Annotated in this window: 19 protein-coding genes; 11 read left to right on the forward strand and 8 right to left on the reverse strand. The window is 63.6% G+C overall.

What is annotated here, in order from left to right:
• Window positions 1–7 precede the first annotated feature (7 nt).
• The 4 genes from AWB80_RS26575 to AWB80_RS26590 all read left to right on the forward strand — a co-directional run bounded on the left by AWB80_RS26575 (window position 8) and on the right by AWB80_RS26590 (window position 3,471).
• Window positions 8–1,156: a CaiB/BaiF CoA transferase family protein gene (locus AWB80_RS26575; RefSeq protein ID WP_061177650.1), complete on the forward strand. Its 1,149-nt coding sequence runs from the start codon at window positions 8–10 to the stop codon at window positions 1,154–1,156.
• A 59-nt stretch (window positions 1,157–1,215) separates the two neighbouring features.
• The gene (locus tag AWB80_RS26580) at window positions 1,216–2,655 is read left to right on the forward strand and encodes an MFS transporter (RefSeq protein WP_061177651.1); all 1,440 of its coding nucleotides are present in this window, start codon (window positions 1,216–1,218) and stop codon (window positions 2,653–2,655) included.
• 81 nt (window positions 2,656–2,736) lie between these two features.
• Complete coding sequence (locus tag AWB80_RS26585; RefSeq protein WP_061177652.1) at window positions 2,737–3,126, forward strand: hypothetical protein; 390 nt, start codon at window positions 2,737–2,739, stop codon at window positions 3,124–3,126.
• Window positions 3,127–3,210: 84 nt separating this feature from the next.
• Window positions 3,211–3,471, forward strand: a complete 261-nt coding sequence (locus AWB80_RS26590) for a hypothetical protein (protein ID WP_061177653.1) — start codon at window positions 3,211–3,213, stop codon at window positions 3,469–3,471.
• 45 nt (window positions 3,472–3,516) lie between these two features.
• Here the strand turns inward: AWB80_RS26590 and AWB80_RS26595 are convergent, their stop codons facing one another.
• Window positions 3,517–3,747 carry a hypothetical protein gene (locus AWB80_RS26595; RefSeq protein ID WP_061177654.1) on the reverse strand — a complete coding sequence of 77 codons (231 nt, stop codon included), beginning with the start codon at window positions 3,745–3,747 and terminating at the stop codon, window positions 3,517–3,519.
• Between the two features lie 927 nt (window positions 3,748–4,674).
• Here AWB80_RS26595 and AWB80_RS26600 point away from each other — a divergent pair.
• On the forward strand, window positions 4,675–5,832 hold the full coding sequence (locus tag AWB80_RS26600) for a porin (RefSeq protein ID WP_061177655.1): 1,158 nt from the start codon (window positions 4,675–4,677) through the stop codon (window positions 5,830–5,832).
• A 62-nt stretch (window positions 5,833–5,894) separates the two neighbouring features.
• On the opposite strand, the gene AWB80_RS26605 is transcribed toward AWB80_RS26600, so the two are convergent.
• The gene (locus AWB80_RS26605) at window positions 5,895–8,285 is read right to left on the reverse strand and encodes an ATP-binding protein (RefSeq protein WP_087131623.1); all 2,391 of its coding nucleotides are present in this window, start codon (window positions 8,283–8,285) and stop codon (window positions 5,895–5,897) included.
• A 269-nt stretch (window positions 8,286–8,554) separates the two neighbouring features.
• On the opposite strand from AWB80_RS26605, the gene AWB80_RS26610 reads away from it, so the two are divergent.
• Window positions 8,555–10,324, forward strand: a complete 1,770-nt coding sequence (locus tag AWB80_RS26610) for a ShlB/FhaC/HecB family hemolysin secretion/activation protein (RefSeq protein WP_061177657.1) — start codon at window positions 8,555–8,557, stop codon at window positions 10,322–10,324.
• Window positions 10,325–10,364: 40 nt separating this feature from the next.
• On the opposite strand, the gene AWB80_RS26615 is transcribed toward AWB80_RS26610, so the two are convergent.
• From AWB80_RS26615 to AWB80_RS26625, 3 genes are all read right to left on the reverse strand, one after another.
• The gene (locus tag AWB80_RS26615) at window positions 10,365–12,710 is read right to left on the reverse strand and encodes a two-partner secretion domain-containing protein (RefSeq protein WP_061177658.1); all 2,346 of its coding nucleotides are present in this window, start codon (window positions 12,708–12,710) and stop codon (window positions 10,365–10,367) included.
• A 290-nt stretch (window positions 12,711–13,000) separates the two neighbouring features.
• On the reverse strand, window positions 13,001–13,369 hold the full coding sequence (locus AWB80_RS26620; RefSeq protein WP_061177659.1) for a hypothetical protein: 369 nt from the start codon (window positions 13,367–13,369) through the stop codon (window positions 13,001–13,003).
• Window positions 13,370–13,471: 102 nt separating this feature from the next.
• On the reverse strand, window positions 13,472–14,578 hold the full coding sequence (locus tag AWB80_RS26625; RefSeq protein ID WP_061177660.1) for a porin: 1,107 nt from the start codon (window positions 14,576–14,578) through the stop codon (window positions 13,472–13,474).
• A gap of 315 nt (window positions 14,579–14,893) precedes the next feature.
• Here AWB80_RS26625 and aldA point away from each other — a divergent pair, with 315 nt between their 5' ends.
• From aldA to AWB80_RS26650, 5 genes are all read left to right on the forward strand, one after another.
• Window positions 14,894–16,318 carry an aldehyde dehydrogenase gene (gene aldA, locus AWB80_RS26630; RefSeq protein WP_061177661.1) on the forward strand — a complete coding sequence of 475 codons (1,425 nt, stop codon included), beginning with the start codon at window positions 14,894–14,896 and terminating at the stop codon, window positions 16,316–16,318.
• 111 nt (window positions 16,319–16,429) lie between these two features.
• Window positions 16,430–17,731: an MFS transporter gene (locus tag AWB80_RS26635; RefSeq protein WP_087131625.1), complete on the forward strand. Its 1,302-nt coding sequence runs from the start codon at window positions 16,430–16,432 to the stop codon at window positions 17,729–17,731.
• Window positions 17,728–18,945 carry a mandelate racemase/muconate lactonizing enzyme family protein gene (locus AWB80_RS26640; RefSeq protein WP_061177663.1) on the forward strand — a complete coding sequence of 406 codons (1,218 nt, stop codon included), beginning with the start codon at window positions 17,728–17,730 and terminating at the stop codon, window positions 18,943–18,945. Before AWB80_RS26635 ends, AWB80_RS26640 begins: the two co-directional genes overlap by 4 nt.
• Before the next feature lie 27 nt (window positions 18,946–18,972).
• Window positions 18,973–20,631: a GMC family oxidoreductase gene (locus tag AWB80_RS26645; RefSeq protein WP_061177664.1), complete on the forward strand. Its 1,659-nt coding sequence runs from the start codon at window positions 18,973–18,975 to the stop codon at window positions 20,629–20,631.
• Window positions 20,632–20,791: 160 nt separating this feature from the next.
• Window positions 20,792–21,712: a LysR substrate-binding domain-containing protein gene (locus AWB80_RS26650; RefSeq protein ID WP_061177665.1), complete on the forward strand. Its 921-nt coding sequence runs from the start codon at window positions 20,792–20,794 to the stop codon at window positions 21,710–21,712.
• Window positions 21,713–21,793: 81 nt separating this feature from the next.
• Here AWB80_RS26650 and AWB80_RS26655 read toward each other — a convergent pair whose 3' ends face one another.
• The 3 genes from AWB80_RS26655 to AWB80_RS26665 are packed head-to-tail and all read right to left on the reverse strand — an operon-like array spanning window position 21,794 to window position 23,948.
• On the reverse strand, window positions 21,794–22,543 hold the full coding sequence (locus tag AWB80_RS26655; protein WP_061177666.1) for an IclR family transcriptional regulator: 750 nt from the start codon (window positions 22,541–22,543) through the stop codon (window positions 21,794–21,796).
• Window positions 22,544–22,554: 11 nt separating this feature from the next.
• Entirely contained in the window at window positions 22,555–23,307 is a 753-nt protein-coding gene (locus AWB80_RS26660; protein WP_061177667.1) for an amino acid ABC transporter ATP-binding protein, read from the reverse strand.
• A complete protein-coding gene (locus AWB80_RS26665) occupies window positions 23,304–23,948 on the reverse strand; it encodes an amino acid ABC transporter permease (protein ID WP_061177668.1) in 645 nt (214 codons plus the stop codon). The genes AWB80_RS26660 and AWB80_RS26665 overlap by 4 nt, the downstream gene beginning before the upstream one ends.

A 23,948-nucleotide genomic window follows, 5' to 3' on the forward strand; every position in this document is an offset into this window, starting at 1 on the left:
GGACGATATGAATCATTCCACCCTGCCGCTCGAAGGCATTCGCGTGATCGAGTTCACGCATATGGTGATGGGCCCGACCTGCGGCATGATCCTCGCGGATCTCGGCGCGGAAGTCATCAAGGTCGAACCGCCCGGCGGCGACAAGACGCGCAATCTGCCGGGCCTCGGCATCGGCTTCTTCCGCTCGTTCAATCGCAACAAGAAGAGCGTCGTCATCGACATCAACACGGACGAGGGCCGTGAAGCCGCGATCGAACTGATCGGCGAATGCGACGTGCTGCTCGAAAATTTCCGCCCCGGCCTGATGACGAAGCTCGGGCTCGATTACGACACGCTATCGAAGGCGCATCCGAAACTCATCTACGTGTCGCACAAAGGCTTCCTTCCCGGCCCTTACGAAAAGCGTCTCGCGCTCGACGAAGTCGTGCAGATGATGGGCGGCCTTGCGTACATGACCGGTCCGGCGGGCCGGCCATTGCGCGCGGGGACCTCGGTGAACGACATCATGGGCGGCATGTTCGGCGCGATCGGCGTGCTCGCCGCGCTGCGCGAACGCGATCTCACCGGACGCGGCCAGGAAGTGCAGAGCGCGCTGTTCGAGAACTGCGTGTTTCTTTCCTCGCAGCACATGCAGCAATACGCGATGACGCGTGAAGCGCCGCCGCCGATGCCCTCGCGCGTATCGGCGTGGAGCGTGTACGACGTGTTCACGCTGGCCGAAGGCGAGCAGTTGTTCATCGGCGCGGTGAGCGACAAGCAGTTCGTCACGCTGTGCGATGTGCTCGAACGGTCCGACCTCGCGCAGGAACCCGGCTTCGCGACCAACGCGATGCGCGTCGCGGTGCGTCCGCATCTGCTGGAACAGCTCGGCGAGATTCTCTCCCAGCATCGCGCGGACGAGCTCGCGCCGAAGCTCGAAGCGGCCGGTATTCCGTACGCGCCGATCATGCGCCCCGAGCAATTGCTCGACGATCCGCATCTGAAGGCGAGCGGCGGCCTCGTGCCGATGCAGACCGACGACGGCGGCACCACCGACGTCGTATTGCTGCCGCTCACGATGGGCGGACGACGCCCCGGCGTGCGGCAACCGCTCGCGCGCGTCGGCGAGCATACCGACGAAGTGCTGGGACGGCTGAAGAAGAACGTCACGGCATGAAGCATCGCGACGAGCGCACACAAAAAGCCAGCGCCATCGCCCACTCAGGAGACACAGCAATGCAGCCCACCTTCAGCGCGCTCGCCGAGCCGCTCGTTTCGCCCGACGTTCGCGTCGCCTCGACGCCCGGCGCGCAAATCTCCGCGCGCATGGATCGTTTGCCGATCACGCGGCATCTCTGGATGCTCGTGTTTCTGATCTCGCTCGGCGGCTTCTTCGAAATCTACGATCTGATCTTTACCGGCTATATCGCGCCGGGCATGGCGAAAAGCGGCCTGTTGCAGACGACCACGCATGCGTTCTTCGGCTTCACGGGCATCGCGGGCTTCATCGCGGCGACCTTCGCGGGGCTGTTCATCGGCACGTTCTTCTTCGGCTGGCTGCCTGACCGTTACGGGCGGCGCAGCGTGTTCACGTTCTCACTGCTGTGGTACTCGGTCGGCTCGGCGATCATGGCGTTTCAGACGACGCCCGAAGGCGTGATCTTCTGGCGCTTCGTGACGGGCATCGGCGTGGGGATCGAGATCATCACCATCGACAGCTACGTGACCGAACTCGTGCCGCAACACATGCGCGGCCGCGCGATGGCGTTCAACCAGATGGTGATGTTCGCCGCCGCGCCCGTCGCCGCGATCCTCTCTTACTGGCTCGTGCCGGAGACGGTGTTCGGTCTCGATGGATGGCGCGTCGTCGTGCTCGCGGGATCGGTCGGCGCGGTGGTCGTGTGGTTCATCCGGCGCACGGTGCCCGAGAGCCCGCGATGGCTCGCGATGCACGGCAGGATCGAGGAAAGCGAGCGCGTGGTGGGCAACATCGAACGCATGGTCGAGCGCGAGTCCGGCGCGGCGCTGCCGCCGCCCGAGCCCGTGGTCGAGCAGCCGGCGCATCGGCGGGCGTCGCTCGGCGAGCTGTTCCACGCGCCGTATCGCTCGCGCCTCATCATGCTCATCGTGTTCAACTTCTGTCAGGCGATCGGCTATTACGGCTTCGCGAACTGGGTGCCGACGTTGTTGATCGGGCAAGGCATCACCGTGACGAAAAGTCTGCTGTATTCGTTCGTCATCGCGTTCGCGCTGCCGATCGGACCGCTGCTCGCGATGCTTTACGCCGATCGCATCCAGCGCAAGTATCTGATCGTCGGCGGCGCGCTCGTCGTGATCGCGAGCGGCCTCGCGTTCGGGCAGATGAAATCGCCCGCAGCGCTCATGGCGTTCGGCGTGCTGATCTCGCTCGCGGGGCAAACCATCTCGGTCTGCTATCACGCGTATCAGACCGAGCTCTTCCCGACGGCCGTGCGCTGCCGTGCAAGCGGCATCGTGTATTCGGCGAGCCGCGTGGGCGCGATGATGTCGGGCTTCATCATCGCGTTCCTGTTGAAGGACTTCGGCGTGCCGGGCGTGTTCATCGGCATCACCGTTTGCATGCTGCTGGTCGCGCTCGCGATCGGCCTGTTCGGACCGAAGACCAACGGATTGCGTCTCGAAGAAATCAATCACTGACCGGGAACGAGTCCTGCTGCCCGCGGCTCAAGGCGAGCGCCGTAGTGGCGGACTCGTGTGACGAGCGGCAGACTTGAGCTTATGGACACGCAACTCAGTGAACAATGTAGGTCGCGCCTGTACCGGTTGAAATTCGAGACGCCTGAAAACGGCGTCGCGTTCATTCTGGCCGACAGCCGCGAGGCCGCCTGGCGCATGGGCAAGACGGTGATGGGGGTGCTTCACGGCATCGGCGTTCAGTATGTGGCGCTGAAGGACGTTCGCTCCTTCGTCGAACTCGTGCGCCTGGGCGTGAGCGACGATCACGACATGCGCATCTTCGAGATCGCCGTGAAGAGTGGGGAAGTTTTGCAATGGGCCGACACGCCGTACTTCCTGACCGACGATGCATCGCTGCTCGGCAAATGGGCCGAACTACGCGCCGATCTTGCCGCGAACATCGTGCGCAGCGTGATGCGCCGCGCGCGATAGGCCGCGCTTCACGGGTACGCCTCATGCTAGTGCAGGGTCAGACGGCGCGCGCGTTGCGACGTCCGAACCTGGCGGGGTGCCCAGATGATACGGTCGTATAACCACAAAGGCTTCGTGCTCGAAGTCGCGATCGAAACGAGTTGCAGGCTCGTGCCGCCACCCGGCGCGGTGCATTATCTGGCGATCGTGACCATCAGCCGGTCGGGGCGGCCGGTGACTGCGTTCTCGCCGTTGTGCATCGACAGAGCGCGCTATGCGAACTTCGTCTCCGCCGAGGACGCACTGATGAGCGCTCACACGGCGGCACGCGCTTTCGTCGACGATTGGGTGCGAGCGGCACCTTGATTTCAGGATGCGGGACGGATCAGCCGTCCGATAGTCAGGCGGCAGTCAGGCGGCGGCGCGCCGGCTCTGCTGTCCTTCTTGCGCGTCCGCGGCGGACGACGCGTTATCGAGTGCGTTGTCCAGCAACGCGAGCTTGCGCTGAAGGGATGCCACGCGCTGACACTGCGATGGCACGAGATCGTATTCGGCATCGAGTTGCGCGACGCGCATGTCCCAATACCGTGCAGGCAGGCGCTCGGAAGTCACGCTGCGTTCGACGAAATTCGCCAAAATCATTTCCAGATGCTGGAGCTCGCGCTCCGCGAGTTGGGCTGGGCGTCGCTGTCGAAACGCTGGGACGGTGGTTGCGTCGGTACTACTTTTCATATCGCTGTTCCGGCTTGATTTGCAGAGACCTCTATTTAAGCAATCAATGTTCCGTACAGGCAATTCAAGCTTATTCAATTTGTTTCGAATTGAAACGAGGCTTCACAAGATCGCTCAAACGCCCGTCGCAATCGCCGGGAGCCTGTTACATTTCTGAGGGTTGACTTGTTGAAGCTCGGGTGTATCGGCGCGAAACGCCCGGATTGTCATCGTTATGACATGCGAATGTCAGGCAAACTTTTCAATCGCAGCGAGATATCGCGGAAAACATATCGCCTTGAATGTCGCTGCTTCGTCGGAACGCGAGTCGTTCCGATCTGGCTTCGGACGGACCATAAGAATGTTTTGGGAAACTGAATATTGAAAATTATCGAAAGGCGCGCAACAGGCGCGCGTATGCCGGATCGAAGGAATTCGAATCCGTTCAGTGAAGACGCGTGAAAACGGAGCAGTCTCCTCTCGCGAAACTGCTCCGTGTCCTCAGAATGACTTCTCGGAGTTCTGTAGACGCGAGGAAGCTTAGCAATCACACCGGTCGATATAAACCACGCGCGTCGCAATGGACTTCTCCGGAATGCGCAGTAATAACGTCGCCCAGCCGCAACATCCGATCCGGCATGGCGCTCGTGCCGTTGCCGCTAAGCAGTTGACCTTAAAAGAATATGAAGGACTTTGCCCGCCTGTTCTCACGATCAGCAAATGATTATTGCGCGCGATATGCATCCACGTTCGCGTGCCCGTCGCATAAAGTGTGTCCAGTTTCTCAGGGCGAGCGGACATCCATACGGCCCGTCGAACCTCAGGAAGCTTTCGCTTTAAACAGGACACTAGAGAACCATGAAAAAAACCCTTCTCATCGCGGGCATTCTCGGCACATTCGCAGCGGCAGCCCACGCGCAGAGCAGCGTCACGCTGTACGGCACGCTGGATGCAGGTCTCGTCTACACGAACAATTCGGGTGGCCATAACAATTGGCAGCAAGGCAGCGGCTCGGTTTCCGATACTTACTTCGGCCTGAAAGGCAGTGAGGATCTGGGCGGCGGGTTGCACGCGATCTTCAAGCTGGAAAGCGGCTTCAACCTCAATAATGGCCGTTACACCGAAAGCAATACCATGTTCAATCGGCAGGCTTATGTCGGCTTGCAACACGATCAATACGGCACGATCACGCTCGGCCGCCAATATGATTCGATGGTCGATTATGTGTCGCCGTTTTCGGAAGCAGGCGCGGGCTATGGCAATAACCTGAGCGCGCATCCGTTCGACAACGACAACCTCGATCATTCGTTCTCGATCAAGAATTCGGTCAAATATCAGAGCGCGAATTACGCGGGCTTCAAGTTCGGCGGCCTGTATGGCTTCTCGAACGACGCTGGCCAGTTCGCGAACAATCGTGCATGGAGCGCGGGCGCTTCGTACAGCAATGGCCCGCTCAACTTCGGGGCGGCTTATTTGCAGACGAATAACTCGCGCAACAGCGCGAACGCGAACGGCGCGGTTTCGGCGGGCCAGGGCAATAACGCGAATCTGACGGCCGAACTGCAGCGCACCTTCGGCGCGGGCGTGAACTACACCTTCGGCCCGGCGACGGTCGGCTTCGTGTGGACCAACACGCACTACGACCAACTGCTCGCGGCGTCGCAAGGCGGCTCGACGATCGCGCTGCCGGGCAACACGAACCTGCATCTGAACAACTTCGAGCTGAACGGCCGCTATGCGCTGACGCCGGCGCTGAGCCTCGACGCGGCGTACACGTTCACGGACGGCAAGGTGACGGGCGGCAACGGCACCGGCGATCCGAAGTGGCACACGGTTTCGCTGCAGGCCGACTATTCGCTCTCGAAGCGCACCGATGTGTACGTCGAAGGCGTGTATCAGCATGCGTCGGGCGAGCTGGGCAACGCGGGCGCCAATGTCGCGATGATCAACACGCTGTCGCCGTCGTCGACGCAGAATCAGGTCGCGGCCACGGTGGGTCTGCGTCACCGCTTCTAAGCGCAGCATCGCAGGAAAGTGCGGCCGCGATCGACGAGATCGCGGCCGTTTTGCATGGCGCGCTACTTCTTGTCCTGCTCCGAGCGCTTGATGAGCTGGCCGACGTCGTGCCCCGTGCCGCCCGTGCCCGCGGCGAGCCGCGCCAGCGCACTCGCGGCGGTATCGCGCCGCACGCCGCTTTCCGGGCGAAACTGCTTCGGCAGCGCCAGATGGAAGGTCGCGCCGCGATCGGGCTCGCCTTCGGCCCACGCGCGGCCACCATGCCGCTCGATGATGCGCCGCACGTTCGCCAGCCCGATGCCGGTGCCGTCGAATGCTTCGTTCACGTGCAGCCGCTGGAACACGCCGAAGAGTTTGTCGACATAGCGCATGTCGAAGCCCACGCCGTTGTCGCGCACGAAATAGACGATATGACCGATCAGCTCGCCCGTGCCTTCGCGCGCGCCGATCTCGATGGCCGGTTGCTCGCGCTGCGCGCTGAATTTCACCGCATTGGACATGACGTTCGCGAACGCCACGTGCAGAAAGACGTGATCCGCTTCGATGGGCGGCAGCGCGTCCACGGTCCAGTGCACGCGTGAGGACGCGTGTTCGTCTATATCGTTTTGAATCACCGTGCGCACGAGCGCGTGGACATCGACCCGATGCGGGCGCAGCGCGGCGCGGCCGAGTTGCGCGAACGAAAGCAGATCGTCGACGAGGCGGCCACCGAAGCGCGCCGATGTCACGACGCGCTCCAGATAGCCGCGGCCGCGCTCCGAAAGCTTCTCGCCGTCGATCTGTCTGAGCAGATCCGCGAAGCTCACGATATGCCGCAGCGGCGCGCGCAGATCGTGCGAAACCGTGTACGAAAAACCTTCGAGCTCGTGATTCGCGCGCCCGAGTTCGGTCGCGAGCTGCGCGATTTCCTCCGCGCGCCGCAGCACGATGCCGAGCACGGCGGCGCGGAATTCGAGCGCGATCTCGCGCTCGGCGGGACGCCACGGCAGCGAGCGGTGACGCACGACATCGGTCCAGGTATCGAAGCTCTCGCGCGGCGAAAGCGATGCGGCGAGGCCCGTGAGCTTCGCGCGCGGATCGCCCGCCCATTCGATGGTCTGCACGACTTCGCGGCGGAACCAGATGACGTAGTTCCGGTAGATCTTCGAGATCGATACGGCCAGAAAACCGGCTACGTCCGGCGAGTCGGCGAGCGCGGGACATTCCTGCGAGGCGTGGTCCGACAGCACGACGTCCTCGCTCTGTTCGTCGAGCCAGTCGACCAGCGCGGTCACGCTGTGCTCGCCGGGCGTCACGCCGACGAGCGACGTGCGCCCCTCGAAGATCACCGCCGCGCCTGACGAGCGCGTGAAGCCGAGCAGATCGGATGCGTCGCCGACGAGCGCATCGACGAAGCTGTCGGTGTTCGCCATCGACGAAAGCAGCTTCGAGAGCATGCGGCGCAGTTCGAGCCGGTAATGTGCTTCGGACTGCGTTTCGCGCGCTTCGATCTGCAGCGCCACGATCTGCGCGACATGCTCGCACGCGGTGCGCACTTCGAACGGCGGCAGGCGCGGTGTCGCGTGATGGCACGAGATCAGGCCCCAGAGCTTGTCGTCGACGAGGATGGACATCGACATCGATGCGAGCGTGCCCATGTTGCGCATGTATTGCAGATGCACCGGCGACACGCTGCGCAAGGACGCGTAGGTGAGGTCGGTGGGGCGGCCCGTCGCCGGATGCAGCGCGGGCACGAGCGGCGCGGCTTCGTAGTTCGCGTTCGAGATCAGCCGGATGCGGTTCCGGCGATACAGCTCACGCGCCTGCGCGGGAATGTCCGATGCCGGAAAGTGCTGGTGCAGGTACGATTCATAGCCCGGCTCGGCCGCTTCCGCGAGCACGTTGCCGTGGCCTTCCTCGTCGAACTGATAGACGAGCGTGCGCCCGAAGCCGGTCATGCGCGCGATCTCCGTCGCCGCGAACTGGCAGATTTGTTCGATGGTACGCATCGACTGCACTTCGCTGACGAAGGAGCGCACGAGCGGATAGATCGTCGAGAAGACATCGGCGGTGTCCTGCGCGGGCTCGACTTCGACGAACAGCAGCCCGTCATGCCGATGCACGACAATCGCGACGGGCCCGCGCGGCGTCCAGCCGTCGATGACCACGTTGCCGACATGGAACATCGCGCCATCGCGCGAAAGTTGCCTCAGGCCCGCGCTCGCGCGTTCGGCCGCGTGCTGGCCGAGCACCGCAGACAATGCGCGGCCGAGGCACGCGTCGGGCGCGATATTAGCGAACTGTCCGACGTTGCCGCTGACCTGCAGGATGTGGCAGTGCGCATCGACGCTGAACAGCACGCCGTGAGGCTGAATGCCGCCGGGAATGTGAATCGGCTCGCGCGCGCATTGCGCGTGGAGCGATGCATCGAGCGTATCGGAGCCGGTGATGTCTGCGGCAGAGGTTTTGTCCATCATCGTCCTGACAATGCGGTTTCGGCTAGTGATGAGCCGGTCATCTTCGAATCATAGATGCGTCGAGTGTCCGGAAGCCAGGCATGGCGCGCTAGCGGTGATTTCTACTTGGCGCGTCATGTATGGGTGTGTCATTTCTACGTTGCGACGCGCGCATTGCGACGAGCCATGAGCGTCTTCCTGCATGAATCGTTCCGCGCCGTGGATCGAACGCCGACCCGCTGATACCATGCGAAGCCGACCCACGTGAGAGCCACGCCGGAGATCGATTGAAACCCGCACGCATCGCCGCGACGGTCCTGCCGGTTGCGATCGTCTGCCTCGTTCATGCACGCGATGCCGCCGCGCAGTCGTATCGCGACGTGGCGCCGCTCGCGCCTCCGGCCGCCGCGAAACCGCGCGCATTGCCATCGCCGCCCGAGCCTGATGACAAGTCGCAGGACGTCGCGATTCGCGATCTGCGGGGCATCGCGTTCGCAAGCGCGCATGCCGATAGCGATACCGATACCAACGCGCGCGCTTCCACGCAATCGGGCGCGATCACGTCGACGGGCGTTCCACTGCTCACGCCCGATTTTCTCGATGGCTTTTCCATCGATCTGCACAAGCCACTGACCTTCGCGCGACTCGCGGAGATACGCCGCGCGGTCGTGCAGCGCTATCGCGCGGCGGGTCAGCCGCTCGTCGATGTGTACGTGCCCGAACAGGACGTGAGCGATGGCGTCGTGACGATCGCGATCGCGGAATTTCGCGCGGGGCGCGTGATCCCGAAAGGCAACCGCTATTTCTCCGATGCGCTGCTCGTGCGCGAAATGCCGCTTGCGAGCGGCGAACCGATTCACGAAGCCGATATCGCGTCCGGCCTTGCGTTGCTCAACGCGAATCCGTACCGGCGTGTCGATGTGATCTACGCGCCCGGCGCCGAGCACGATACCACCGATGTGGTGCTGCAAACCGAAGACCGCTTGCCGTTTCGCCTCTACGGCGGCTACAACAACGACGGCGTGCGCGACCTCGGCCGCGATCGCATTCTCGCCGGATTCGACTACGGCAATCTGTTCGGCATCGATGCGCGCATCGGCTATCAGATGACCGCGAGTAACGATCTTCTCAGCGGCAATCCGGATATCGAAGGGCGGCCCGATCGGCCGCGTTACATCGCGCATGCGTTCAATGTGATCGCGCCGTTGCCGTGGCTCGATCGGATCGAGCTGTTCGGCGTGTACGCGCAGAGCACGCCGCGCCTGCCGGATAGTTACGGGCAAACCGGTCTCAGCGCGCAGATCAGCTTCCGATACGACTGGCGTCTGCCGCCGCTCGATTACGCCGGCGCGTGGCAGCAGCAGGTGCAGATCGGCTACGACTTCAAGCGCTCGAACAACGACCTCGAATTCGGCGGCTTTCAGGTGTTCAACGCGAACACACATATCCATCAGTTCGTGATCGCCTACGATCTCCTGCGAAGCGATGCGTCTGGCGATACGCATCTGAATGCATCGCTATTCGCGAGTCCCGGTTACTTCGACAGCAGCAGTAACGACGAGGCCTACGATGCAGCGCGTCTCGGCGCGAAACCGCGTTATCAGTACATGCAGTTGTCGGCGCAGCGTGACATGCCGCTCGGCAAGTCGGGCTTTTCGGTGTCGGCGCGCGGGCTGTTCCAGTGGACGGGCAGCACGCTTCTGCCGAGCGAAGAACTCGGCCTGGGCGGCGATGCCACCGTGCGCGGCTACGAACCGTATGCCGCGCAAGGCGATCGCGGCTGGAACGTGCAGACGGAATTGCGCGGGCCAGCGATATCGGCGGGGATCGCGGCCATGCAGCCGTTCGTGTTCTTCGATGCGGGGCACGTGTGGAATCGCATCGCCGAATTCGGTGAAGTCAACAACGCGTCGCTGGCGAGCGTCGGAGCGGGGATTCGCGTGCAGGTCGGGCGGTTCGTCAGCTTTCGCGGGACGTATGGGTTTCCGTTGAAGGCGGCGGTGCCGAACGGGTCGAAGGCGCCGGTGGGAGAGGTGTTTGTGGTGATCGGAAGTTAGCGGACTGGACGGCGAACCGCGCCGCCCCGCCGCACGCGCTTCAAGGCTGCGCCTGCTGCCACTGCAAAACCGGATGCGTCGCGCCCGCTGGCATCGCCCACACGCCGCCCGCAGGAATATTCCAGTCGAGGTAATTCGACACATTGCTCATCTGCGCCGTCGACAGCCCGTTCGAATCCGGCGGCACCGTGCCCGAGTTCGAGCCTGCGGCAGTCGTGCGAATCGTCGTGTCCTTGTTCCAGTAGACGTTGTTGTGAATCGCGCCCTGGTTGTAGGCGGCGATGCCGCCTTCCGGGTCTCCCGGCGGCCCGCCGCCGCCGACCTGCCCGATCGCGAACGACTCGTTGATGACACCCGTGCTGCCGTTGACGAACACGAGCCCGCCGCCGCCGAACCCGCCGACGCTGCCGGTCGCGTATGACTGCGTGATGAGTCCCGTGTTGAACGCGACGAGCCCGCCGGTCTCGCCGTGGTTGCCGGCATACGTCGTGCCGGTTGCGTACGATTGCGCGATGGTCCCGTTATTGACGCCGACCAGCCCGCCCGCCGGAATCTGATAGCCGACATCCGCCGTGCTCGACGAGCGCTCGATCGTCCCGTTGTTCACGCCGACGAGTCCGCCCGCGCCGAATCCGCCGAAGCCGTTTTGCCCGACCGCGCCCGTCGTGTTGACGTAGGTGACGAGGCCGTTGTTCTGCCCCGCGAGCAGGCCGAGCCCGCCGGACGAGTAGCCGCCCGTGCTGGCGTTGGTGAGATTCAGATTGCGCACGACGCCGCTCGTGCCGATCACGCCGAACATGCCGAAGTAGTCGTTCACGAGATCGGATTGCGTCGCGAGTTTGTCGATGCTGTGGCCGAAGCCGTCGAACTGACCGGTGAACGGCGCGGCCGTCGTCTGGCCGATCGGCGTGAAGTAGTTGGGATAGGCCGTCGCGCTCGCGTCGATGTCCTTGCCGAGCGCATAGTTGCCCGCGAGGTCCTTCGACACGTTCGACAGATCGGCGAGCGTGTTCACGAGCCGGTACGCGGTCGACTGCGTGACGAGCCCGCTATACGGCGCGGCGGTCCATCCGCTGTTGGTGAGCACCGTGCCCGGCGCGTAGCTGCCGTTCATGTCATAGAGCGCGCTCACGATCCCGCCGCTCTTGGACCAGTCGATCGTGCCGCCGTTGGTCACGCTGCCGCCGTTGTCGACGCCGCCCGCATCGGCGCGCAACGTGAGATTGCCGTTGCCCGTGTTGCCGATGGTCGCGCCCGAACCGATCGTCACGTTATGCGCCGCGCCGAGCGTCAGCGACGCATTGCCGTTCCACTGGACGTTGCCGGCCACGCTGAGGTCGCCGCTGCTGGTTTCCATATCGACCGAAGTGCCGTTGGCGAGACTGCGCGCGAGTGAATCCGCGTTCGCCTGATCGACCGTGAAGGACGGTGCGCCGAGTTTCCACGTGCGCGCCTGCACGTTCGCGCCCGCGACGTCGAGCGTGGTTGCGCGCGTCTCGACCGTGCCGCCGCTGCCGTCCGCGTTGGCCGCGGCGATCGCGCCGTTCGCGTGCACCGCGCCCTGGTCGGCGACGAGCCACACGTGGCCGTCGCGCGTAGCGGTGCCGGTTGCGCGGATCGCGCTGCTGTTGCCCGCGAGCGCGTAGACGTTGCCATCGGCGGCCTGGAGGTTCGCTTGCGCCGCCTGGATCGCGCCGCCGTTCATCGCAGTGCCGCCGCTGCCCGCCTGCACGAACACTTGCTGTCCGCCTGATGCATCTTGCAGCAGCACCTGATTGCCCGTCGCGATTTCCACGGTGCCCTGCGGCGCGCTGATGCTGCCGCCGTTCACCGCCGCCGTGCGCGACACGAGGAACACGTCGCCGCCGCTCGATCCGATTTTGCCGAGATTGATGACCATGCCGTCGCCGCCGCCCGAGAGCGTGAGCGGGCCGCCCTGCATGAAAGCGTCGCCGTCGATGTTCAGCGCCGACGCGACGAAGCGCCCGCCCGTCGCGACGACACCGCCCGGCCCCACGAGCACGCCCTGCGGATTCACGAGATACACGCTGCCGCTTGCGCTGAGCTGGCCGAGGATCACGGAAGCCTCGCCGCCGGTCACGCGATTGAGTGTCGCACCGGCGCCGTTGTTGAACGTGACCTGGCGTCCGCCGCCGATGGAAAAGCTGGTCCAGTCGATCACGCCGCGCGTCGACGTCTGATTGATCGTGAGCGACTGACCGCCGCCGCTGATCGCGCCGCTGCCCGCGACGAACTGGCCGCCCGCTGGCAAGGGCGGCGCGGCATGACCGAGACTCGCGATTAGCGATATGAACATCGCGAGCGGCCGCAGCCTCGCGCGACGATGACGAATTCGGGGAAGAAAAGGACGAATGCGGCGCTGCATGGCTACCTCGGCTCGATGTCGATTGTTCCGGTCGTTTTCTGGGCCGCTGACGGTGTAGCCGCGGTCGTCCCGGCGAATCAGGTCACGGCCGGGCGACGCGAACATCGACGTGCGAGCAGGCGCGCCGATGTTAGCGCCGCGCCCGAAGCGCCAATGTGGGGTTCCGCACATTCATGCGGCGCAAAAAAATGCCGATGCCTGAACGCAAGATGCGTCGGGGCACGCGCGCGATGCGGCACGAAAATTGAACGCGGCGGGGATAAGGATTGAAGGAAGATTGAAAGCGCGGGTTAATGCGAAGGCTTCCCCCGGCTCGTCAGCTCGACCCAGCACTCGTGATAAACACGCTTTACCAGCGCGCTTTCGTAATCAAGATCCTCGCCTTCGAGAATGCGCTCGATGTCGCCGCGCGAGGCGTCGGCATCGAGCGTCTTCGAGAATCGCGCGGCGAGCGCCTGCGCCGCAACCGACAGCCGCGCGGTTTCGATCCACTCGGCCGCGCGATGATGCCGGTCGAGCCAGCGATGCGCCGCGCGCACCTGAAACGACGTATCGGGCCAGTCGCCTTCGATGTAGTACGCGCCGAGCAATCCGCACGTGAGCCAGCACAGCAGATGCACCCGGTCATCGGGTCCGAGGGGATAGCGCACTTGACTCATGATGACGGCACCGGAATGACTCGTCGACGATAGCATGACGCGCGGCCCCCGGACATGCGGCGCACGTATGGCGCGACGCCGCCTGCATGTCGACGCGCTGCGTCAGAACGCGTGCCGCAACGCCACGCGCGCGACGAACTGCTCCGAGTTCGACGACAAACCCTGCGTGCCGGGAATGAACGCCTGATCCATCACCGAATCGGTCGATTTGCCCGCGATCTTCTGATAAGCGCCCTGCACATAAACATCGGTGCGCTTCGACAGGAAATAATCCGCCATCAGACCGGCCGAGTGGATGCGCGGCTTCACGGTGCCCGCCGTCGAATCGTATGTCTCGACCGAATACACGTACTGCGCGCCGACGAAGAAAGCCGGCGTGAACTGATACTTCCCGTTCACTTCGAAGTTCTGATATCTGACATTCTTCAGCGTGTTGCCGTCCGAGGCGAGCGGCACGCCGATATACCCGTTCGTCACCGGATCGCGATAGCTCGAATTGGTGTACGCAAAGCCGGCCGTCGCGTTGCCGAACGTGTAATTCACGCCCGCGCCGAAAATCTGCATGCGCGACGCGATGAAGCTCGCGTCGTTCGTCGCGATCGCGCCATTGGCGTTCGAGCCAGTGCCATCCGCGTGCAGGTAAGCCGCGCCCAGCAGCAGGCCGCCGTTCGCATACGACGCCCCGACGCTGTATTGCCGGTTGCCCGCGAAATTCGTGTCGTTGCTGAAGCTGTAGGTGCCGCCGAACCGGAAGCCGCCGAGCGACGGGCTCGCGTACTTGACCGTGTTGTTCACGCGGAACGAGTTGTCGGTGTTGTCGTTGTCGAACGGATGCGCGAAGAGATAGCCGGCCCAGTTGCCGTTGGCCGTCGTCGGCGCGAGATAGTCGACCACGGAGTCGTACTGGCGGCCGAGCCTCACCGAGCCGAAGCGCTCATTGCTCACGCCGACATACGCTTGCCGCCCGAACATGCGCCCGCCTTGCCCGGCCGCGCCGTTGCTGAGGTTCACGCCGCTTTCGAGCTGGAACACGGCCTTCGTGCCGCCGCCCAGATCCTCGACGCCGCGCAGGCCCCAGCGGCTGCCCGCCGCATAACCGCTCGTGAGTTCATAAACATGATTTCCGCCGACGTTGCTCGTGTAGTCGAAGCCTTCATCGAGGATGCCGAACAGCGTGACGCTGCTTTGAGCATGCGCTGAAGTCGCGATGCACGAGTGCCGCCAGGGATATTGCTTTGATTCTCATGAAAGTCTCAAATCTTTTACTTATTCGAAGAAGTCCGAACCATCGGTGCAGTCGGGACCACGAGCGACGGATTGTGCGTGAGGAAAGCGGCACTGAGAATCCATTTACTCGAACAGCGAGCGTGATTTTTTTGCATGTTCTTCCAGAAAATTCTTCGCTTGTCGTTGCGGCGCGACGCACGGAAGAATGAGCCGCAAATGCGTTGACTTGTCGCAGCGGTAGCCCGGAATCGCGGCTGCCGTGCGACGCGACGCTCAAGTGAAAGGAACCCGCCAGACATGAAGTTAGAACGGAATTTTGTGAACGGACGTTTCATCGAGCCCGTGAGCGATGACGTCACCGCCATCCTGAATCCCGCGACGGAAGAGTTGCTGGGCCACGTGCACGACGCCTCGCGCGAGCAGGCGTTGCTAGCCGTCGAACAGGCCGCCGACGCGCAGCGTCTGTGGCGCGTGATGCCCGCCGCCGAGCGCGGCGCGCACATGCAGCGTCTCGCGGGCGCGATCGTCGAAGCCTCCGCCGAAATCGGCGCGGCGCTCGCGATGGAGTCCGGCAAGAGCCTGCTCGATGCGACCAACGAAGCCGTCTACGCCGCGCAGATCACGCGCTATCACGCGGAGTGGGCGCGCCGCATCGAAGGCGAAGTCATTCCGAGCGATACGCCGAACGAAAACCTCGTGCTGCATCGCGAGCCGATCGGTGTGGTCGCGTGCCTGATCCCGTTCAACTTCCCCATTTACACGCTGATGCGCAAGGTCGCGCCGGCGCTGATCGCGGGCAACACGGTCGTGGTGCGTCCGAGCAACAACACGCCGCTGTCGGCCTTCGAACTGGCGCGCGCCGTCGAGCGCGCGGCGCTGCCCGCGGGCGTCGTCAATATTCTCGCGATGAATCATGCGACGGCGGAAGTCGTCTGCACGCATCCGAAGGTCGGCATGATCACGTTGACGGGCAGCGTCAACGCGGGCCGCAAGGTGCTCGAGTACTGCAAGGCGAATATCGCGAAGCCTTCGCTCGAACTGGGCGGCAAGACGCCCGCCATCATCGAGCCGGACGCGGATCTGCACAAGGCCGCGCGCGAACTCGTCGCCTCGAAGCTCACGCACAGCGGCCAGCTTTGCACGGCGATCGAACGTGTCTATGTTCACGAGAGCATCCACGATGAATTCGTCGGCCTGCTGCGCGAGCAGATGAAGGCGAAGCGGATCGGCGACCGCTACGAGGACGCGGGCGACATGGGCCCGCTCGTGAACAAGGCGTCGCGCGACGGCATTCACGCGATGGTCCGCCGCGCAATCGAAGCTGGCGCGACGCTCGAAACCGGCGGCGAAGTGCCGCAACGCAAGGGCTTCTTCTATCCGCCGACGCTGCTTTCGAATTGCCGCCAGGACATGGAGATCGTGCAGGAAGAGACCTTCGGTCCGGTGCTCGCGGTGCTGAAATACGCGACCCTCGACGAAGCGCTCGCGATGGCGAACGATCACCAGTTCGGTCTGTCTTCGGTACTCTACACCGAGAACTATCGCACGGCGATGAAAGTCGCCAACGCGATCGAAGCGGGGGAGCTCTACATCAACCGCACGCCCGCCGATCCTTATCAGGGTTTCCATGCCGGCTGGAAGCGCTCCGGCATCGGCGGCGACGACGGCAAGCACGGCATGCTCGAATTCACGCAGACGCGTCTCGTCGTCATGAAGTACTGATTCTCGCGGCCGCTGCGGGCCGCATCAATTCCTAACTCAACAAGAACATATTGAAGGCCAGCCGCGCGGCATCCGCATGCCGCGCGCCGCTGCCCTTTGAGGAGCACGCCTGTGTCAACGAATTCCGCTCAATCCAGTGAAAGCGTCGCCGCGCCGCGCGAAGTCACGCGCGCCGACCGCTATCTGCAACTCGCGCTGCTCGTGATCGCCGCGGGCGCCATCTATCCGATTCTGTATCTTCGGCAGGTCTATCAGCCGACGATGCTCGAAGTCTTCCACATCAGCGAAGCGCAACTCGGCTATCTGTACTCCGCGCTCGGCACGATCTTCCTCGTCTGCTATCTGCCGAGCGGCTGGCTCGCGGACCGCGTCGCGCCGCGCGTGCTGATCAGCTTTTCGCTGATCGCGACGGGCGCGCTCGGGCTCTGGTATTCCACCGCGCCGGCGTTCGGCTCGCTGATCGTGATCTTCGGCTGCTGGGGGCTGACCACCGGCCTCACGTTCTGGGCCGCGATCATCAAGCGCGTGCAGATGATCGCCGCCGCCGACGAGCAAGGCCGCTTCTTCGGCTTTCTCGATGGCGGTCGCGGCCTGATCGAAGCGCTGCTCGCGACCATCGCGATCAGCCTGTTCGCGTGGGCCACGCAGACGCACGCCGAATCGACGGCGGCGGGCTTCCGGCTCGTCGTGTACATGTACGCGTTCCTGTGCATCGGGCTCGGCGTGGTGCTCGGTCTCGTGCGCGATCCGCAAGGCGCGCAGCCGGCGCGGGCCGCGCGCGAAAAGCGCAACGTGCTGAGCGATCTCGCGGTGCTGCTGAAGAACCCGCAACTGTGGCTGCTCTCGGCCATCGTGTTCTGCGGCTATCAGGTGTTCTGGGCGACATACAGTTTCTCCGCGTATCTGCATGAGAAGGAAATCGGTCTGTCGGTGGTCGCGGCGGGCTTCATCACCACGGCCAAGCTGTGGATGCGCCCGATCGGCGGTATCGGCAGCGGCTTTCTCGGCGACCGTTTCTCGAAGACGTCCGTGCTCGTGTTCGCGCTGTTTGCGGCGGCCGCCGCGCTGCTCGTGCTGATGGCCGCGCCTTCGATCGGCAGTCACGCGCTCATCGCGGTGATCGTGCTGTTCATCGGCGTGATGACGTATGCGATTCGCGGCCTCTACTGGTCGCTGCTCGATCAGTGCAAGGTGCCCGCCGAAATCATGGGTCTCGCGATCGGCCTCGTCTCGGTGATCGGCTATTCGCCCGATGCCGTGCTGCCGCTCATCAACGGCTATCTCACGCAGAACTATCCGGGCGCGCACGGCTATCAGCTCTATTTCGGCTATATCGCGTTCATGTCCGCGCTGGGCGGCGTGGCCGCGCTTTTCTTCAAACATCGACTGAACAAACTGGGAGCGCAACAATGAAGATCGCCGCGCTGGAAACGCATATCGTCGCGGTGCCGCCGCCGCATATCGGCGGCGTGTACTGGATTTTCGTGAAGCTGCGCACCGCGTGCGGCATCGAGGGCGTCGGCGAGATTTATTCCGCGACGTTCCATCCGAAAGCGATGGCGCCGATCATCGAAGACGTGTTCGAGCGCTATCTGCTCGGCCACGATCCGCATCATGTCGAGCGCTTTTATCGTGAGGCGTATTCGAGCGGCTTCACGCAACGCCCCGATCTCACGATGATGGGCGTCGTCAGCGGCCTTGAAATGGCGTGCTGGGACATCATCGGCAAGGCGGCGGAGAAGCCCGTCTACGAGCTGCTCGGCGGCCGCGTGCACGAGCGTCTGCGTTCGTACACGTATCTGTATCCGAAGAACGCGCGCGGCGAATACGACTACGACGATCCCGATCTCGCCGCCGAATGCGCCGCGCACAACGTCGCGCTCGGCTTCACCGCCGTGAAGTTCGATCCGGCCGGCCCGTACACCGCGTATTCCGGCCATCAGATTTCCCTCGAAGTGATGGACCGTTGCGAAACGTTCTGCCGCAAGGTGCGCGAGGCTGTCGGCAGCAAGGCCGATCTGCTGTTCGGCACGCACGGGCAGATGGTGCCGTCGTCGGCGATCCGTCTCGCGCAGCGCCTCGAAAAGTTCGATCCGCTGTGGTTCGAGGAGCCGGTGCCGCCGGGACAGGAAAGCGCGATGGCGCAAGTCGCCGCGAAGACCAGCATTCCGATCGCGGCGGGCGAGCGCCTCACGACGAAGTACGAGTTCTTCAAGCTGCTCGAAGCACGCGCGGCGTCGATTCTGCAGTTCAACGTCGGACGCGTGGGCGGCCTGCTCGAAGCGAAGAAGATCGCGAGTCTCGCCGAGGTGTATTACGCGCAGATCGCGCCGCATCTCTACAACGGCCCGGTCGGCGCGGCCGCGAGCATCCAGATCGCCGCGTGCTCGCCGAACTTCCTGATTCAGGAAAGCATCGGCACGTGGGACGGCTTTCACGCCGAGGTGCTCAAGACGAAGATCCGCTGGGAAGACGGCTACATCATTCCGTCGACGGAGCCGGGTCTGGGCGTCGAATTGAACATGGAGGTCGTGCGCGCGCATACGCCTTACACGGGCGAGCGTCTGCACCTGCAGATGGCGGCGAGGCCCGCCGACGTGAAAGATCTCGCGCCCGCGAAGGGCTGAACGCAGCGCAAGGAAAGCAGGTAAAGCATGGAATTCGATTACATCATCGTGGGTGCGGGATCGGCGGGCTGCATTCTCGCCAATCGCCTCACCGAGTCCGGCGAGCATTCGGTGCTGCTGCTCGAAGCAGGCGGCAAGGACGATTCGTTCTGGTTCAGGATTCCGGTCGGTTTCACGAAGACCTACTACAACCCGGAATACAACTGGATGTACTACAGCGAGCCGGAAGCGCAACTGAAGGACCGTTCGCTGTATTGCCCGCGCGGCAAGGTGCAGGGCGGCTCCGGCTCGATCAACGCGATGATCTACGTGCGCGGCCAGCCGCACGATTTCGACGACTGGGCGCGGGCGGGCAACGCGGGCTGGAGCTATCGCGACGTGCTGCCGTATTTCCGCCGCCTCGAATCGCACTGGGCCGGCGACACGCAGTACCACGGCGCGAACGGCAAGATCAGCATTTCGTCGATGAAGGACGGCGCGCACGCCATCTGCGGCACGTTCCTCGAAGGCGCGCGGCAGGCGGGCTATCCGATCACCGGCGACATCAACGGCGCGGACTACGAAGGCGCGACCATCTACGACATCAACGCGCGCAATGGCGAGCGTTCGTCGAGCAGCTTCGAATATCTGCATCCGGTGCTGGGACGCAAGAACCTGCGCGTGGAGCGCAATGTCAGCGTGAGCCGCGTGCTCTTCGACGGCAAGCGCGCGGTCGGCGTGACCGCGACGCGCGCGGGCGAGTCGCTGCAATTTCGTGCGAGGCGCGAAGTGATTCTGTCGGCGGGCGCGGTGGATACGCCGAAGCTCATGCAGCTCTCCGGTCTCGGCGATAGCGCGCTGCTCGCGCGGCACGGCATTCCGGTCGTGCGCGCGTTGCCGGCCGTCGGCAAGAATCTGCAGGATCACTTGTGCGTGAGCTTCTACTATCGCGCGACGGTGCCGACGCTGAACGACGAACTGAGTTCGCTGTTCGGCAAGATCAAGGCCGGGATGCGCTACCTGACCTCGCGTAAAGGGCCGCTGTCGATGAGCGTCAACCAGTCGGGCGGCTTCTTCAAGGGCGATGACGAAGAAACGCAGCCGAACCTGCAGTTGTACTTCAACCCGCTTTCCTATCGCATTCCGAAGAGCAGCAAGGCGCAGCTCGAACCCGAGCCGTACTCGGGCTTCCTGCTGTGCTTCAACCCGTGCCGCCCGACGAGCCGGGGCTCGATCGAAATCGCGTCGAACCGCGTGGAAGACGCCGCGAAGATCCGCATCAACGCGCTGACGACGCCGAAGGACATCCGCGAAGCGGTGCAGGGCAGCAAGCTCGTGCGCAAGATCATGAGCGCGGCCGCGTTGAGCGCGATCACGGCGGAGGAAATCTCGCCGGGACCGGACGTGCAGAGTGACGCCGACATGCTGGAGTATTTCCGCGAGCAGTCGGGCTCGATCTACCACTTGTGCGGTTCCTGCGCGATGGGGCCGGACGAGCGCACGTCGGTCGTCGACGAGCGGCTGCGCGTACATGGCGTCGAGGGCTTGCGCATCGTGGATGCGTCGATTTTCCCGAACATCACGTCGGGCAATCTCAACGCGCCGGTGATGATGGTCGCGGAGAAAGGCGCGGACATGATTCTCGACGACGCGCGCACGATCGTCGAACGCGTTCCGGCGCCGGCCGAACCCGCGGCGATCGGCTGATCCGCGTGAGGCGTGAGGGCATCGCACCGCCTTCACGCCGCAAAGCGGCATAATTTGCCTCGATTCGTAAAATGCTGCCTTAGAGCGGCACATTCCTGCCTGGATGCGTGTTGAATGCACGCGTTGAACGCGAGGAAAGGAGACCGATTTGAAGCGAAAGATGCCCGCCCTGAACGCGCTGAGGGCTTTCGAGGTCGCCGGACATACCGGCAGCTTCACGCGCGCCGCGGAAATGCTGCACGTGACGCAAAGCGCGGTGAGCCGCCAGGTGCGCCAGCTCGAGACGCAGCTCGGCGAGCCGCTGCTGTTGCGTCGGCATCATCATCTGGAATTGTCGGCGACGGGGCGCCTGTTGCTGCAGGCGCTCAAGATGTCGTTCGACCGTATCGAGCTCACGGTGCGCAGTATTCAGGAAAGAACGCATCTGCGGCGCTTGCGCGTCAACGCGCCGCCCACCTTCGCCAGCCGCTGGCTCATGCCGCGGCTGCAATCCTTGCGCGCCGCCGCGCCGGACCTCGAAATCTCGCTGACCACGCAGCGCAAGGACGATCTGGTCGAATCGGGCGCGCTCGATTGCGCGATCCGCTTCGGCAACGGCGAATGGGACGGTCTCGATAACCAGTTGCTGATGAACGAACGGCATATCGCCGTGTGTTCGCCTGCGCTGATCGGCGAGGACGATACGGCCGACATCGACCTGAACAGCTTCACGCTATTGCATGTGCTCGCGGCCAGCGATCAGCGCTATCTGACGTGGCAACACTGGCTGAAGGCGGCGAATATCGACGATGTCGATACGCACGGCGGCTACGAGTTCGATCTGCTCGACCATGCGATCCGCGCGGCCGTCGACGGTATTGGCGTCACGATCGCCGATCGCCATATGATCGGGCACGAGTTGCGGCAGGGCACGCTCGTGCCGATCGTCGATGTCGAGGTGGACGGGCATCAGTCATACTGGCTCGTCACGCGTACCGGCCATGACGATGCGCCGCAGGTCGCGCTCTTTCGCGAGTGGCTGCGCGCGGAGATCGAGAAGCAGGCGGGCGGGCGCGGCGTGAAACGAGGCGCGCGCAAGTAAGGGAGACGATCGTGCGGCAACTGCCATCCTTGACCGCGTTGGGCTTCGCTCTCATCGATACGCCGAAGCCGTGTATCCGTGTCAGCGATGCGAAAGCGCCTGCGCCGACTGAAGCAGATCGTCCAGCATCGACTGACGGCGTTCGGGGTCCGTGTCGCGGCCCGTCATGAAGCACAGCGCGGCGATCGGTATGCCCGCGCGGTCCCGGACGGGCGCGGCCATGCAGAGCCGGAACGCGTTGGACAGGCCTTCCGTGCAGCAGTAGCCAAGCGCTTTCGCGTTCTGCACATCGCGCATGAATTCATCGAAATCGATGCACACGCCGTTGTCGAGCACGAAGTCATCCGCGGGAATCAGGGTGCGGATGGCGTCGGCGTTCATGTGACCGAGCAGCAGGCGCCCGGTCGCAGTCCACGGAATCGGCACGCGCACGCCGATATCCGAGCTGATGTTGAACGGCCGCGCACTGTTCTCCGATAACACGACCGAGTACTTGTTCCCTTCGAGCATGCACAACTGCGTGGTCTCGTCGTACTTGCGCACAAGCGCGAGAATGGACTGATGCGCGCGGCTGATGAGGTCGTTGTGCGTCGCGTAGTCCGAGCCGTAGTAATGCATCTCGCGTCCGAAGAACACACTGCCATCCGCCGATGTTTCGAGCCAGCCCACTTCGGTGAGAATGGCGACGAGTTCGTAGATGCTCGAACGCGGCGAGCCGGTCGCTTCGATCAGCTCGCGCATCGTCATGGGCCGCTGCGCATGATGCAGCTTCCTCAAGATATCGATGACACGGTCCACGCCTCGCGCGCGTGACGATTCCGTTGCTGCCATTCGTTGACCCTTCAATGGTCGAGCACACGGCTGAGAAACTGCCGCGTGCGTTCGTTCGACGGGTTGACGAAGATTTGCTCCGGGTCGCCTTGCTCTGCAATCACGCCTTTGTCCATGAACACGACGCGATCCGCCGTCTTGCGCGCAAAGCCCATTTCATGGGTGACGACGACCATCGTCATGCCGTCGCGCGCGAGGCCGCGCATCACTTCCGTCACTTCGCCGACGAGTTCGGGATCGAGTGCGGATGTGGCTTCATCGAAGAACATGATGCCGGGCTCGACCGCCAGCGCCCGCGCAATGGCAACGCGCTGCTGCTGTCCGCCCGACAACTGGCTCGGATAATGCGATGCACGGTCCGCGAGACCCACGCGGTCGAGCGTTTCCATTGCGCGTTTGCGGGCATCGGCGGGCGACATGCCGCGCGCCTTGATCAGCGCGAGGGTGACATTGCCGAGCGCGGTCTTGTGCGGGAACAAGTTGAACTGCTGAAACACCATGCCGACGTGGCCGCGAATTTCGCGCGCGCGCTTCGGATCGTGCAGGGGCACTTCGTTGACCCACACCTGGCCGGAGTCCGTCGTTTCCAGTCCGGCCATGATGCGAAGCACCGTGCTCTTGCCCGAACCGGATGCGCCGATCAGCACGAGCACTTCGCCTGCGCGCACGTCGAGATTGATCTCGTTGAGAACGCGCGTCGCGCCGAATGCCTTGCTCACGCCCGACAGCGAAATGGCGGGCTTGTTCTGGATGGTATCGCTCACGTAAGTCTCCGGCGGTCATGATGGCGCACCCATTGCGAAAGCGGGAAGCACACGACGAAATAGATCAGCGCGACGAGTCCGTAAATCTCGACCGGCTTGCCGATGCGATCCACGATGGCCTGGCCACCGTGCATCAGTTCGGACATGCCGATCATGCTGACGATCGAGGTATCCTTGATGAGGGACAGATATTGCCCGACGAGCGGCGGCAACACGATGCGTCCGGTCTGCGGTAACACGACCGAGGCAAAGGTCTGCATGCGCGACAGACCGAGAATCTGCGAGACTTCCCACTGTCCCTTCGGCACTGATTCGATGCCCGAGCGAAAAACTTCCGCGATATACGCGCCCTGATACACGCTCAAGCCGATCACGCCCGCTGCAAAGACATCGATTGCATAGCCGAAGTACGAGACGCCGAAGTAGATGAACATCAGCGTGATGAGTACGGGTGTTCCGCGAAACAACTCCGTATAGAGCTTCGCGATTCGGTCCGTGCCCCACGGCCCGAACGACCGGAACACGGCGGCGAGCAGGCCGATGAGCGTGCTCCCGACGATCGCCGCGACAGACAGCAGCAGCGTCGTCACGAGACCTTGCAGCAAAATCGACAGACTGGTTTTCAGCAGTTCGAGTGACAT

Source organism: Caballeronia pedi, from assembly GCF_001544915.2.
GTDB lineage: Bacteria > Pseudomonadota > Gammaproteobacteria > Burkholderiales > Burkholderiaceae > Caballeronia > Caballeronia pedi.